Annotated in this window: 12 protein-coding genes; 4 read left to right on the top strand and 8 right to left on the bottom strand. The window is 69.2% G+C overall.

What is annotated here, in order from left to right; genetic code table 11:
* Both J0I99_RS03955 and J0I99_RS03950 read left to right on the top strand, forming a co-directional pair.
* The gene (locus J0I99_RS03955) at positions 1-1,560 is read left to right on the top strand and encodes a hypothetical protein (RefSeq protein ID WP_291395995.1); all 1,560 of its coding nucleotides are present in this window, start codon (positions 1-3) and stop codon (positions 1,558-1,560) included.
* A 212-nt stretch (positions 1,561-1,772) separates the two neighbouring features.
* On the top strand, positions 1,773-2,351 hold the full coding sequence (locus J0I99_RS03950; RefSeq protein WP_291393998.1) for a hypothetical protein: 579 nt from the start codon (positions 1,773-1,775) through the stop codon (positions 2,349-2,351).
* A gap of 6 nt (positions 2,352-2,357) precedes the next feature.
* Here the strand turns inward: J0I99_RS03950 and J0I99_RS03945 are convergent, their stop codons facing one another.
* From J0I99_RS03945 to J0I99_RS03925, 5 genes are all read right to left on the bottom strand, one after another.
* Positions 2,358-2,939, bottom strand: coding sequence for a hypothetical protein (locus J0I99_RS03945; protein WP_291394000.1), 582 nt, complete (start codon positions 2,937-2,939; stop codon positions 2,358-2,360).
* Between the two features lie 153 nt (positions 2,940-3,092).
* Positions 3,093-4,907, bottom strand: coding sequence for a phosphogluconate dehydratase (edd, locus tag J0I99_RS03940; protein WP_291394002.1), 1,815 nt, complete (start codon positions 4,905-4,907; stop codon positions 3,093-3,095).
* A gap of 187 nt (positions 4,908-5,094) precedes the next feature.
* A complete protein-coding gene (gene pgl / locus J0I99_RS03935; protein ID WP_291395994.1) occupies positions 5,095-5,793 on the bottom strand; it encodes a 6-phosphogluconolactonase in 699 nt (232 codons plus the stop codon).
* The gene (gene zwf / locus J0I99_RS03930) at positions 5,790-7,271 is read right to left on the bottom strand and encodes a glucose-6-phosphate dehydrogenase (protein WP_291395993.1); all 1,482 of its coding nucleotides are present in this window, start codon (positions 7,269-7,271) and stop codon (positions 5,790-5,792) included. Before zwf ends, pgl begins: the two co-directional genes overlap by 4 nt.
* 40 nt (positions 7,272-7,311) lie before the next feature.
* Positions 7,312-8,238, bottom strand: coding sequence for a BadF/BadG/BcrA/BcrD ATPase family protein (locus J0I99_RS03925; protein WP_291395992.1), 927 nt, complete (start codon positions 8,236-8,238; stop codon positions 7,312-7,314).
* A gap of 272 nt (positions 8,239-8,510) precedes the next feature.
* Here J0I99_RS03925 and cobU point away from each other — a divergent pair, with 272 nt between their 5' ends.
* Positions 8,511-9,065 carry a bifunctional adenosylcobinamide kinase/adenosylcobinamide-phosphate guanylyltransferase gene (gene cobU / locus J0I99_RS03920; RefSeq protein WP_291395990.1) on the top strand — a complete coding sequence of 185 codons (555 nt, stop codon included), beginning with the start codon at positions 8,511-8,513 and terminating at the stop codon, positions 9,063-9,065.
* A gap of 154 nt (positions 9,066-9,219) precedes the next feature.
* Here cobU and cbiB read toward each other — a convergent pair whose 3' ends face one another.
* Positions 9,220-10,170 carry an adenosylcobinamide-phosphate synthase CbiB gene (gene cbiB, locus J0I99_RS03915; protein ID WP_367115347.1) on the bottom strand — a complete coding sequence of 317 codons (951 nt, stop codon included), beginning with the start codon at positions 10,168-10,170 and terminating at the stop codon, positions 9,220-9,222.
* A gap of 112 nt (positions 10,171-10,282) precedes the next feature.
* Positions 10,283-11,731 (bottom strand): cobyric acid synthase, encoded by a 1,449-nt coding sequence (locus J0I99_RS03910; protein WP_291396225.1) that lies wholly within the window; start codon positions 11,729-11,731, stop codon positions 10,283-10,285.
* 46 nt (positions 11,732-11,777) lie between these two features.
* Here J0I99_RS03910 and cobF point away from each other — a divergent pair, with 46 nt between their 5' ends.
* Complete coding sequence (gene cobF / locus J0I99_RS03905) at positions 11,778-12,539, top strand: precorrin-6A synthase (deacetylating) (RefSeq protein ID WP_291395988.1); 762 nt, start codon at positions 11,778-11,780, stop codon at positions 12,537-12,539.
* Here the strand turns inward: cobF and J0I99_RS03900 are convergent.
* The gene (locus tag J0I99_RS03900; protein WP_291395985.1) at positions 12,536-13,840 is read right to left on the bottom strand and encodes a cobyrinate a,c-diamide synthase; all 1,305 of its coding nucleotides are present in this window, start codon (positions 13,838-13,840) and stop codon (positions 12,536-12,538) included. The genes cobF and J0I99_RS03900 overlap by 4 nt on opposite strands.
* Positions 13,841-13,876 lie beyond the last annotated feature (36 nt).

The raw sequence follows: 13,876 nt of genomic DNA, 5'->3' as shown, positions 1-13,876 counted from the left end.
ATGAGCCTGTCCGGTCCCGAGGCCCTGCGATCGCTGGACGAAGCGCTGCGCGACATCCGCCGCGAGGAGGACGAGATCGCCAGGCGCCTGGCGCATTCGGCCGAACTGGTCACCAAGTTCAAGGAGACCGAGAGCGAACTGCTGCGGCAGCTCGCCGAGGTCCGGCTCGACCCGGCGACGCAGGCCGAGCTGAGCGGACGGCTGAGCCAGGCCGAGACGCGGGCCCGCGACATGCTGAGCAAGCACGGGGCCGAGCTGGGTTCGGCCGAGGGCGAGCTCAAGGAACTCGACCGGCAGATCGCGGCGCTGGCCAAGGAACGGGCCGAGCAGCTGGAGGCCGCCGGCAATGCGCAGGCCGAGCTGAAGGCGCTGGCCGACAAGGTCGCGGTCGAGGCGGTCAAGGACCCCGAATATGCCGAGAAACGCCGCGCCGCCGAGCAGCTGGCGCAGGTGGCCGAGGAGAGCATCCGCAAGACCGGGCAGGCCGAGCAGGATCGCGAGGAAAAGGGCAAGCCCTACCGCGACGATCCGCTGTTCATGTACCTGTGGGAACGCGGCTACGGCACGCGGAACTACCGCGAGAACAACCTCATCCAGTATCTCGACGGCCTGATTGCCGGCATGGTGGGCTTTCCCGAGGCGCGGGTGAACTTCGCCATGCTCAACGAGATTCCACTGCGCCTGCGCGAGCATGCCGACCGGCAGCAGCAGATCGCGGCGGCGGCGGCCGAGGCGGTCGAGCGGCTCGAGAAGGCAGCGGTCGACGCGGCCGGCGGCCGGGCGACGCGCGAGGCGCTGGAGAAGGCGCAGGCCCGCATCGCCGCAATCGACGAAGAGATGGTGGGTGCCGAGGACAAGCGCGACGAGCGGGCACGCGAGCACCGCGAACTGGCGCAGGGCAGCGACCCGGCCTTCTCGTCGGCGGTGAACGGGCTGGCCGAGGCGCTCGGGCGCGAGGACATCCAGACGCTGCTGGGGCAGGCGCGGGCCACGCAGACGGCGCAGGACGACACCATCGTCAAGCAGATCGACGAGGCGCGGCAACGCGCGCTCGAGGAGGACGCCGACAGCCGCGACCAGAAGGCGCGGCTGAAGACGCTGGCGGCGCGGCGGCGCGAACTGGAGGACATCCAGTACGAGTTCAAGAAGCAGGGCTTCGACAACCCGCGCTCGAGCTTCGGCGAGGACAAGCTGGTGGGCGACCTGCTCAACGACTTCCTGCGCGGCGGCATCTCGGCCGCCGACTACTGGGGTCAGTGGCGGCGCAGCCAGAACTGGCAGGGCGGCGGCGCCAAGGCGCAGCAGCCGCAAAACAGCCCGTGGGGCGGCAATTCGGGCGGCTTCAGCTGGCCCGATTCGAGCTTCGGCGGCGGCACGTCGGGGGGCGGGAGGCGCACCGGCAGCGGTGGCGGCTTCGGCGGCGGCTGGGGACGGCTGCCCACCGGCGGCGGCGGCTTCGGCGGCGGCGGCTCATCCGGAGGCGGCGGCTTCTCGCGGCCGCGCACCGGCTCGAGCGGCAACCGCACCGGCGGCGGCTTCAAGACCGGCGGCGGGTTCTAGGCGGAGCTACATCTCGCAGCGGCCCGGTGGCGTGGCGGGGCTTGCGTTTCACCGGCCGATACGGAAACTTGGCGGCGACGGGCAAGCGGCGGACGGTGCGCGGCGGCCGCGTCGTGGGGCGCAACAATGGTCTTTATCCTCGCAACGCTGTTCTTCGTGCTGGTGGTCGGCCTGCTCGACCGACGGGTCGGCTGGTCCGGGGAGCGCCGGAAATGATCGCCGGGCACTTCGGATTTGCCGCCTCGGTGAAGGCGCGGGAGAGCGCGGTGCCGCTGTGGGCGCTGATGCTGGCCACGGTGTTCCTCGACGTGCTGTTCGTGCCGCTGTTCCTCTCCGGCATAGAAACTGCCGCCCCGGCGGAGGGTATGGCCCCCGGCTACGGCCACCTCGTCATCCATGCCGATTACACCCACTCGCTGGTCGGCGCCGTTCTGCTGTCGGCGCTGTTCGGCTGGGCCGGGGCGATGCTGTGGACCCGGCGCGCCGGCGTGGTGCTGGCGCTCGTGGTATTCTCGCACTGGGTGCTCGACCTGATCGTGCACCGGATGGACATGCCGATCCTGCCGGGCGACTGGGGCAACCTGCCCCGGCTGGGCCTGGGGCTGTGGCAATGGCCGTGGATCGCCGCGGCGATCGAGGCGCTGCTGGTCGTCGTCGGCGCCTGGCTGTACTGGCGCGCCGCGGCCGGCCTGCCGGGGACCAGCCAGTCGCGGGCGAGGGTGGTGGGGCTGCTGGTCCTGCTCGGCGGCGCGGCGACGCTGGCGCTGGATTTCACCGGCGTGCTGGGCTGAGCCGGCTCAGCCCGAATGCCCGGCGCAGGGCGGGATGTCCTTGTTCGGCGCCGCTGCGAGGACCGTCGACAGCGGCATGTTGCTGAGCAGGGGTGACAGGCCGGGCGCGCCCGGGAGTGCGATGAGGGCGGAGACGGTGGTCTTGGCCGGCTCGATCGGCTCGGTGCGGCACAGGCTGGGACTGAGCGAGACCGACATCGAATTGGCGCCCGGCGGCAGGGTCCGGGCCCAGGCCTGGGCGGCGCGGATCGCGGCCTTGTCGGTCTCGGAGAACCCGAACAGGTAGTAGTTGCGATCGCCCGACGGGGGCGGCAGCGTGCCGGCGAGTTCATCGGCATCGGCGACGACCAGGGTCGCCTTGACGTGCCGTTCGCCGCTCGAGGGGGTTACCAGGTCGAAGCTCACGGTCGACGCGCCGGGGATGGGCTCGAGCGCGGGCGGCAGGTCGAAGGCCAGGAGCAGGCTGGCAACGTCGTCGTTGAGGTAGTCGAGGCTGCGCAACTTGCCGGCCGTGCCCATGGGGATGGACGAGCAGGCCGCGAGGACGACGAGAAGCGCCGCAGCGCCGAGCCCCCGAGTGTTGCGCATCGCTTGTTCCTCCCCGAGTCGCAGCCGATCAAGCGGTAGCGCGAGTTGGCGCAGGCGCAAAGCGGCTTTCGCGAGGGGCGGAATCGCGCGAGGCTTGCCGCATGGGCGAGCAGGCGGCGCGCGAGCGGACCAGGGGCCCGCAACCCCGGCCGATCAGCCGAACACGCTCGCGCCGCGGTCTGCCGTGCCGACCAGCGCGCGGAATCCCGCGAACAGCTCGCGGCCCATGCCGAAGTGCTCGCGGCGCAGGTCCTCGGTGGCGGGGGTGCGGGAGAAGAACTCCTTCTCGTCGCCGATGAAGGTGAGCGTGCCCTCGTTGGCATCGAGCCGGATCAGGTCGCCGTCGCGGATCTTGGCGATGGCACCGCCGTCGCTGGCTTCGGGCGTCATGTGGATGGCGGCCGGGATCTTGCCGGAGGCGCCGGACATGCGGCCGTCGGTGACGAGCGCGACCTTGAAGCCACGATCCTGCAGGATGCCGAGCTGCGGGGTGAGCTTGTGCAACTCGGGCATGCCGACGGACTTGGGGCCCTGGAAGCGGACGACGGCGATGACGTCGCCATTCAGCTCGCCGGCCTTGAAGGCAGCCTGCAGGCCATCCTGGGTGTGGAAGACGCGGGCCCTGGCCTCGACGACGCGGTTCTCGGGCTTCACCGCCGAGACCTTGATCACCGACTTGCCCAGGTTGCCCGACAGCACCTTGAGGCCGCCGTTGGCGGAGAAGGCATCCTTGACCGGGGCGAGGACCTTGGGATTGCCCGAGACGGCCGGCGAGGGCTCGAAGCCGAGCTTGTCCTCGATGAGCCTCGCCTCGACGGTATAGCCAGACAGGCCCGTGCCCCAGACGGTCCTGACGTCCTCGTGCAGGTACCCCGCCGCGAGCAGCTCGCGGATCAAAAAGCCCATGCCGCCGGCGGCGTGGAAGTGGTTCACGTCGGCGATGCCGTTGGGATAGACGCGGGCGAGCAGCGGCACGGCGCCCGACAGGTCCGACATGTCCTCCCAGGTGACCTTGAGCCCGGCGGCGGCGGCAATGGCGACGAGGTGCATGGTGTGGTTGGTGGACCCACCGGTCGCCAGCAGGCCGACCATGCCGTTGACGATGGCCTTCTCGTCGACGACGTGGCCGATGGGGGTGTAGTCGTTGCCCTCGGCGGTGAGCGACAGGGCGCGCCTCGTGGCCTCGCGGGTCAGGGCGTCGCGCAGCGGCGTGTTGGGGTTGACGAAGCTCGCGCCGGGCAGGTGCAGGCCCATGATCTCCATGAGCATCTGGTTGGAATTGGCGGTGCCGTAGAAGGTGCAGGTGCCGGGCGAGTGGTAGGACTTGGCCTCGCTCTCGAGCAGTTCGGCGCGACCGACCTTGCCCTCGGCATAGAGCTGGCGGACCTTGGCCTTCTCGTCATTGGAGATGCCGGTGGGCATCGGGCCGGCGGGGACGAACACGGCCGGCAGGTGCCCGAAGGTCAGGGCGCCGATCATCAGGCCGGGGACGATCTTGTCGCAGATGCCCAGATAGACAGCGGCGTCGAACATGTTGTGGCTGAGCGCGATCGCCGTCGCCATGGCGATGACGTCGCGGCTGAACAGCGACAGGTCCATGCCCGGCTGGCCCTGGGTCACGCCATCGCACATGGCGGGCACGCCGCCCGCGACCTGGGCCGTGGCGCCGATCGCGCGTGCCGCATCCTTGATGATCGCGGGATAGGTCTCGTAGGGCTGATGGGCGCTCAGCATGTCGTTGTAGGACGTGACGATGCCGAGATTCAGCGCTTTGGAGCCGGCGAGCTTGGCCTTGTCGGCCGGGGAGCAGGCAGCGAAGCCGTGCGCAAGGTTGCCGCAGGCGAGCGCGGCGCGATGCACGCCCTGGACCCGGGCGCCCTCGATGCGGTCGAGATACTCGCGGCGCGAACCGGCACTCCGGGCCGCGATGCGGTCGGTGACTTCCTGGACGATCTTGACGACGGACATTGCATGCTCCTTGGGGTCTGGACGGAGCCTGCGGGGCTGTTCGGATGGGTGCAGATTCCAGCTGTCATCCCTGCGAAAGCAGGGATCCAAGGCACGGCCGGCGCCAGCGGAGAGATGGGTCCCCGCTATCGCAGGGATGACACTCACTGGCCGCGGTGCCGATCTGCTTCAACCATCAGGACGTCGCTCACGGGCTCCAGAAGATATTCAACGGTGTCTGGGTCTGCCTGAGCACGGCGCGGATCGGCATGTCCTCTACGGGACCGTCTTCCGAAGCGCGCTCCAGCGTCGCCAGCTTCTCCTCCCCCTCGATATGCAGATAGAGCCCCGCGGCGTCGAGCAGACGCCTGAGGACCAGCGTCACCCGGGGCTCCCCTGCCCCCGGGGCCCGGATGGCAATGGCCGGCCCCTCGCCGGTCAGTGCCGCGGCAAGACTATCACCGCCCGGAAAGAACGACGCCGTATGGCCGTCATTGCCCATGCCCAGGATCACCGCGTCGAACGGCGTCGGCAGGGCGTTGATGGCCATGTTGGTGCGCGCGATGGCGGCCTCGGTCGGTTCGTCCCCGCCCGACCACAGCGGCACGAAATGGGCGGTCGCGGCCGGGCCCTGCAGCAGCTTCTCGTTGACGAGGCCGGCATTGGACCGCGACGAGGTCTCGGGCACCCAGCGCTCGTCGACGAGGGTGACGGTGACGCGCGACCAGTCGAGCTGGCGGCTGCGACCGAGCACCTGGAAGAAGCGCGCCGGGGTCGAGCCGCCGGAGACGGCAAGCACCGCCTGCCCGCGCGCCTCGATGCCGTCGTTCAGGTGTCCGACAATGGCCTCGGCCAGGGCTAGGGCGAGATCTTCCTTGGTGCCGAAATTGCGCCGGGTTGCGCTCAATGATCGTCCTCGTGCCAGGTGCGGCCGTCGCGCTCGATCAGCGCAATGGCGCCGGTGGGCCCCCAGGTGCCGGCGGTATAGGTCTGCGGCGAGTCGGTGGCGGCGTCCCAGGAGTTGCGGATGGGATCGATCCACTGCCAGGCCGCCTCGAGCTCGTCGCGGCGCATGAACAGGGTCTGGGAGCCGCGCACCACGTCGAGCAGCAGGCGCTCGTAGGCCTCGGGCGTGCGCTCCTGGAACGCCTCGGCAAAGCTCAGGTTGAGCGGCTGCTCGCGCAGGCGCATGCCGCCCGGGCCGGGATCCTTGATCATCAGGAACAGCTTGACGCCCTCGTCGGGCTGGATGCGGATGACCAGCCGGTTGGGGCGCGGCGCGCCCTCGGCGTGGTCGAACATCGAGTGCGGGATGTTGCGGAACTGGATCACCACCTCGGAGGCGCGCGATACCAGGCGCTTGCCGGTGCGGATGTAGAAGGGCACGCCGGCCCAGCGCCAGTTCTCGATCTCGGCCTTGATGGCGACGAAGGTCTCGGTCCGTGAGCCCTTCTTGTCCTCGGGCAGCTCGTCCTGGTAGGAGGCGACCTGCACGCCCTCGACGCTGCCGGCACGATACTGGCCGCGTACGGTGAGGCGGCTGACATCGCCGTTGGCGACGGGCTTCAACGAGCGCAGCACCTTGAGCTTTTCGTCGCGCAGCGCATTGGCGTCGTCGGAGGCCGGGGGCTCCATGGCCACGAGGCAGAGCAGCTGGATGATGTGGTTCTGCACCATGTCGCGCAGCGCGCCGGACTCGTCGTAATAGCCGCGCGTGCCGGCGCCGACCGACTCGGCCACGGTGATCTGCACATGGTCGATATGGGCGGAGTTCCAGATCGGCTCGAACAGGATGTTGGCGAAGCGCAGCGCCAGCAGGTTCTGGACCGTCTCCTTACCCAGGTAGTGATCGATGCGGTAAACCTGATCTTCCTTGAAGATCCGGCTCACCTCGTCGTTGATGGCGATGGAGGACGCGAGATCGTGCCCCAGCGGCTTCTCGATCACGACCCGCGCGTCGCGGCGATAGTAGCCCTTCTTCTTGATGTACTCGCAGGTCGGCCCGAACAGGTCGGGCGCGATGGCGAGGTAGAAGGCCCGCACGATCGTGGGATCGTCGCGCAGGTTCTTGCCCAGGTCGCCCCAGTGCGCCTCGTCGCTGACGTCGTTGGGCACGTAGGAGAAGATCGAGACGAAGCGGTCGATGGTCTTCTTGTCGAGGTAGGACTTCTCGACGAAGGCCTCGATCGACTCGCGCGCCAGCTTCTGGAACTCGGCATCGGTGAGCTTGGTGCGCGACACGCCGATGATGCGGCTCGCATCGTCGAACTGGCCGTCCTTGAAGCGATGGTAGAGGGCCGGGATGAGCTTGCGCTTGGTCAGGTCGCCGGTTGCGCCGAACACCACGTAGTCGAAGGGCTGGACCGGTATGATGCGGCTGGACACGCTACTCAGGCTCCTGTCGTGGTACGTCATGGGCTCGTGCTCAGGCGAAATTCTGTTTGGCGAGGATGACCGCGCCGTGCAGCGGCTCGGATACGGGCCGGACGATGAAATCGCCATACCGCTCCATCATGAGCGGATAAAGGCGGGTGCCGAAGCCGCCCACGGCGGCCATGCGGGTGACGCCGCGCGCCTTGAACCAGCGCACGTAGTTGTCGATGTAGCCAAGCTCGATGGCCATGAGCCTGAGGGCGACCGGATCGCCCTTCTCGTAGTAGTCGAAGAACAGCGGGACGAGCGCGCCGAACTCGGCCGGGGCGCGCCCGAGCAGGGTCGAGGGGGCGCCGTTGCCGGCCGGCATGGGGCCGCGCGGGTCCTGCGGGAACGACCAGTCCATCACCGCATCGATGGTGCCGCCGAGGCGGGCGATGACCGCTTCGGTGAGCGGGGAACCCTCGACGAGTCCGTCGGCGGCCTCGACGGCGTAGCGCACGAGTTCGCGACCCAGGATGGCGCCGGACATCTGGTCGCCGATCTGGAAGCCCCAGCCGCCGCACTGGTGGCGCTGGCCATTGACCATGGCGAGGGCGGCCGAGCCGGTGCCGACGATGATCACCGCGCCATCCTCGCCACCATGGGCGCCGGCGCGGGCGATGTCGATGTCGTCATAGACCTGCACCCCGGCGAACGGCCAGGGACGGTTGGCGAAAGCCTCGCGGGCCGAGGGCAAACGGCCGCCGGCCATGCCGAAGCAGGCATAGGTATTGGCGGTTTCGGCATGATCGATGCCGGCTTTCGCGAATGCTTCCCTGGTCCCCTCCATGATGGAGCGGTAGGCCGGCTCGCCCGCCTCGATCTGCAGGTTGGACCGTCCGCCGGCCGCGTCGGCCAGGGTCACGAGATTCTCGTCGGCAAGGCGAATGCGGCAGTTGGTGCCACCACCGTCCACCCCGAGATAATACCTAGGCACCGAGCGCGCTCTCCAGCTTGTCTTGTTGTCGCGAAATCGGGCCGAAGAGGTCCGCGCCCCCTGCCGATATCGCTCGTGGCTTGCGAACCCGGGCCCCGCCGAGTCCGGCGCGGACCATAATGCCAAAGGGCTTCAGACGAAAGTAGAATAAGCGCGCCGTTGCGTCGGGAAAGTCCGCTTGCTGCATGGCACGCAGGCGGACAATGTCGGCGCAGGGCGCGAAACGGGCCCTCGCGCGTTTGACGCGATGCGGCGATGGCGGGAGGCGGCTGATGGGACATATGCTGGTGCTGGGGGGGGCGCGATCGGGCAAGACTGGATTCGCCGAACGGCTGGCGATGCGGGCCGGGCTGCGGCCGGCCTATCTCGCGACGGCGCAGGCGCTCGACGCGGAGATGCGCGAGCGCGTGCGGGCCCACCGCGAACAGCGCGGCCCGCAGTTCGAGACGATCGAGGAGCCGCTGCGGCTCAGCCGGGCGATCGCCGAAGCGGCGAGGCACCATGACGCCATTCTCGTCGACTGCCTGACGCTGTGGATCACCAACCTGATCATGGCCGAGGAGAACGTCGCCGCCGCGGTCGACGAACTGGTGACGACCCTGGTGGCGACGACGACGAGCCGGGTGATCCTCGTCTCCAACGAGGTCGGGCTGGGCATCGTGCCGGACAATGCGATGGCCAGGATGTTCCGCGATCTCGCCGGCGCGGCGCACCAGCGCGTCGCGGAAATCTGCGACGATGCCTATTTCGTGGTGGCCGGGCTGCCGATGGTGCTGAAGGGGGTGGCGCCGGAGCCAGGGGTGGCGCGGCGGGTGCACGAGGCCTGAAGATGGCAGGGCCTGCCCCTCACCCCGGCGCTTCGCGCCACCCCTCTCCCTCAAGGGGAGAGGGGTATCCCGGGGGCAAGATGGTGCCGCAGCTATTCCCTCTCCCCTTGAGGGAGAGGGTGCCTGAGCGAAGCGAAGGCGGGTGAGGGGAAGGTCAGCCCAGCCGCCACACCAGGGCAGCAAGCACCATCGTGACCACCAGCAGCACGTTCAGGCCCGACCGATAGAGTTGCAGCGCGCGCTGGATATCCCCCGGCCCGAGGTCCGCCCTGCCCTCGCCGAAGCGCGGCAGGTCGACCAGCGCGCCGTCGTAGCTGCGCGGGCCGCCGAGCGCGAAACCGAGGGCGCCGGCCATGGCCGCTTCGGGCCAGCCGGCATTGGGGCTTTCGTGCTTCTTTGCATCGCGCAGCGCCGTCGACCAGGCGGCTTCGGAATTGGCCTCCGGCACGAAGAACGCCGCCCCGGCGATGAGCAGGGCGCTCAGTCGGGCCGGAACGAGGTTCAGCAGGTCGTCGAAGCGGGCGCTGGCCCAGCCGAACTGCAGGTGACGCGCGGTCTTGTGGCCGATCATCGAGTCGGCGGTGTTGACGGCCTTGTAGAGCGCGATGCCGGGCAGGCCGAACAGCAGCAGCCAGAACAGCGGGGCGACGACGGCGTCGGAGGTGGACTCGGCGAGGCTTTCGATCGCGGCACGGGCGACGCCGGGCTCGTCGAGGGCTTCGGGATCACGGCCGACGATGTGGCTGACGGCGGCACGGCCTTCGGGAAGCGAGCGGCGCAGGGCTGCAGCCACGAAGGCCACGGCGTCATTCAGCGATTTCTGCGCCAGCAGGGTCGAGGCCAGCAGCGCTTCCATGAGAAACCCGAAGGGCAGCGGGCGCAGCAGCGCCGTGAGCGGAACGGTGATCGCCGCGGTCACCCCGAGCAGGATCACCAGGGCCAGCACCCCCCTGCCCCGCGTGCGGTCGTTGAGCCGCCTGTCGAGCACGGCGATCAACCCGCCCATCCACATGACGGGATGGCCGATGCGCTTCACCAGCCAATCCGGATAGCCGACAAGGCGCTCGATGAGCAGGGCGAGGGGAGCGACGAGGGCGTGCATCATGGCTCCCCTCCCCCTTGACGGGAGGGATTGGGGGTGGGGGGCCAACGGCGCTCACCGGGCCACCCCCTCCCTCGGTCCCTCCCCTCAAGGGGGAGGGAGGCGATCGAGCCGATCACCGCGCCAACTCCAGCAACGCATCGAGGTCGAGGTGACGCTCGAGATGAACCGCCAGCGCGTCGAGCGTCTCGTCGACCATCTGCTCATAGGCAAGGGTCGAGCCCTGGGCCGCGGCGCCAAGGAAGCTGCGTCGGAACCCATCCGCGGCAAACAGGCCGTGCAGATAGGTGCCCATCACCAGGCCGTCCGCACTCACGGCGCCATCCGAGGCATTGCCGATACGCGCGAAGGGCCGGTCGAGCCCGGGACCGGAGGTGACGCCCATATGCATGTGGTAGCCGCTGATCGGCGTGCCCGACCCGACATGGGTGGCGGCCTCGACGCGCAGTTCCTTGGTGGGGCCGAGCGTGGTGGACACATCGAGCAGTCCGAGCCCGGCCGAGAATCCGGCTTCGCCTTCGATGCCGTCCGGATCGGACACCGTCCTGCCCAGCATCTGGTAGCCGCCGCAGATGCCGAGCACGCGCGTCCCCTGCCGGTGCTGCGCGAGGATGTCGATGTCCCACCCTTCCGCGCGCAGGGCGGCGAGGTCGGCGCGCGTGGCCTTCGAGCCGGGCAGGACGATCAGGTCGCCGCGCGGCAATGGACGGCCGGGCTCGACGATCTCGATGGATACGCCAGGCTCGAGGCGAAGCGGGTCGAGGTCGTCAAAATTGGAGAGGCGCGGCAGGCGCGGTACGACGATGCGGAAGCCGCCCTCGCCGCGCGGCAACTGGTCGAGGGCGAGGATGTCCTCGGCCGGCAACCTGGACGCGCCGGCAAAGAACGGCACGGGTCCAAGGCATGGCACATTGGTGCGCTCGGCAATGAATTGCTTGCCTGCGTCAAACAATTGCGGGTCGCCCTGGAACTTGTTGACCAGCGTGGCGACGATCAGCGCGGCATCGGCGGGGTCGATGACGGCGAAGGTTCCGACCAGGGCAGCGATCACGCCGCCGCGCTGGATGTCGGCGACGACCACCACCGGCTTGTCGGCAGCGCGCGCGAAGCCGAAGTTGGCGATGTCGCCCGCGCGGAGGTTGACCTCGGACGCGCTGCCGGCGCCCTCGATCAGGACGAGGTCGGCATCGGCGGCCAATTCGGCATGGGCGGCCAAAACCAGGGGCAAAAGTTCATGCCTCTTGGCCCAATATTGCCGGGCCTTGTATGAACCTTTGCGCTGCCCGAGCACGATAGTCTGGGCCCCTACATCGCCCTCCGGCTTCAGCAGGACCGGGTTCATCGTGGTGGTCGGCTCCCGCCGTGCCGCCCGCGCCTGCAGCGCCTGGGCGCGCCCGATTTCGCCGCCATCGGCCGTAACGGCGGCATTGTTCGACATGTTCTGCGGCTTGAACGGCGCGACGCGCAGCCCGCGATTGGCATAGGCGCGCGCAAGTCCCGCTACGAGCAGGGATTTTCCCACATCGGAGCCGGTGCCCATGAACATGATCGATCTGGCCGTCATGCCGAACTGATAGCGGGTCGCGCGCCGATCCGGTAGGGATGACGTCATGCGAACCCTCCTCGTGATCGGCATCGGGGCCGGCAACCCGGACTACCTCACGGTGCAGGCGATCAACGCCATGAACCGGGCGCAGGTGTTCTTCATGCCCGACAAGGGCGAGGAGAAGGCCGGGCTCAACGCGATCCGCAAGCAGATGCTCGAACGCTTCGTGACCGAGCCCCGCTACCGGCTGGTGGAGTTCGCCATTCCGTCACGGCGACAGGCCGGGACGCCGGACTATCGCGATGCCGTCCAGGAATGGCGGGACAAGCTGGAAGCGGCATACCGGCGGATGTTTGGCGAACTGGGCGAGGACGGGGTCGGCGCGTTCCTCGTCTGGGGCGATCCCACGCTCTATGACGGAACGCTCAGGATTCTCAAGGACATGCAGGCGGCGGGCTGGGAGTTTGCGATCGAGGTGATCCCCGGCATTTCGGCGCCACAGGCGCTGGCGGCGCAGCACCAGGTGACGCTGAACCGGGTGGGCGAGGCGGTGACGATCACTACCGGGCGGCGGGTCGGCGCCGGCGAGGCGGACGGGCTCACGAGCGCGGTGGTGATGCTGGACAACCATCAGGCGTTCCGACGGTTCGCCGGAGACGAGGCGGAGATCTTCTGGGGCGCCTACCTGGGGACGGCTGACGAGATCCTCGTCGCCGGCCAGGTGAGCGAAGTGATGGACGAGATCGACACGGTGCGCACCGCAGCGCAGGCCCGCAACGGCTGGATCATGGACACGTACCTGATCCGCAAGCCTGAAAAGAGCTAGGCGATATCAATGACATGGGCGTAGGAGCCCATGACACGTCCTTCGACCAACCCCATCGGCGGCAGGGCTTCGCCGAGCGCATCGGTGGCTGCGAACAGGGGCGTGCCATGGGTGCGGCGGGCGCTGGAATAGTGGAATTCGTGCCCGGCGAGCCGAGTTGGAAAGGGCAGCGGGCTCGCGTGGCTCAGCCGGCGATAGCCGAGCACGCGCCGGGGGCGGTCGATGCGTGTTTCGTGCGGCAGCAGGCCGGTCATGGCATGGGTGATGCCGGACTTGTCGGTGATCGAGCGGCCCAGCACCATGAAGCCTCCGCACTCACCGTACACCAGCGCGCCACGATCGCGGGCAGCATAGAGACCCGCGTGGAAACTCCTTGCCCGGGCAAGCACTTGACCGTGGAGTTCGGGATAGCCGCCCGGCAGGAAGACGGCATCGGCGGCGGGATCGGGGGCCTCGTTGGCGAGCGGGGAGAAGAAGGAGAGGGTGGCGCCGGCGGCGTGCCAGTCACGGAGCCAGTGGGGGTAGAGGAAGGCGAAGGCGGCATCGCGGGCAATGGCGATGTGCTGGCCGAGGGGCGGCAGCCCGCCTCCCCCCTGCGGGGAGGAGGGGGAGGGAGACGAGGCGGCCAGGTCTGTGCTCAACGCAACGAGCCGGTTCAGGTCGACATAGTCCTCCATCGCCTCGGCGGCGGCACCGACCACTCCGTCAAAGCGGGCCACTTCGTCGGGAAGGACGAGGCCCAGCTGACGCTCGGGCAGGACGAGCACTTCCCGTTTCGGGATCACGCCGAGCAGAGGAATCGGCAGCGCGCTCAGGGCGCTGCGCAGCATGGCCTCGTGGCGGGTGGAGGCGGCGCGGTTGATGATGAGGCCGGCGACCGTGACATCCGGCCGCCAGGTGGCAAAGCCGTGGGCGAGCGCGGCGATCGACTGGCTCTGGCGCTCGGCGTCGAGGACGAGGATGACCGGCAGGCCAAGGGCCGCGGCAAGGTCGGCGGTGGAGCCGCGATTGTCGGCAGCGCCATCGAACAGGCCCATCGCGCCTTCGACAAGGAGCAGGTCGGCATCGGCGGCGTGGGCCGAGGCCAGCCGGCGCAGGCGCGGGAGCGACATGGCCCAGGCGTCGAGGTTGAGGGCCGCGCGCCCTGCGGTGCGGGCGAGGATGGCGGTATCGATATAGTCCGGGCCGGACTTGGCCGGGGCGACGGCAAGGCCGCGGCGGCGCAGCGCGGCGACAAGGCCCAGCGTCACGGTGGTCTTGCCGGAGGCGGAGCGTGGGGCCGCGATGACGAGGCCGTTCATCGGGATCCGTCCCGGTTCGCACACTGCTTAGAATTG

It is taken from the genome of Devosia sp. (genome assembly GCF_017307495.1).
Classification (GTDB): Bacteria; Pseudomonadota; Alphaproteobacteria; order Rhizobiales; family Devosiaceae; genus Devosia_A.
Note: the sequence above shows the minus strand (reverse complement) of the source record. Positions and strands in the feature narration are given on the sequence as shown.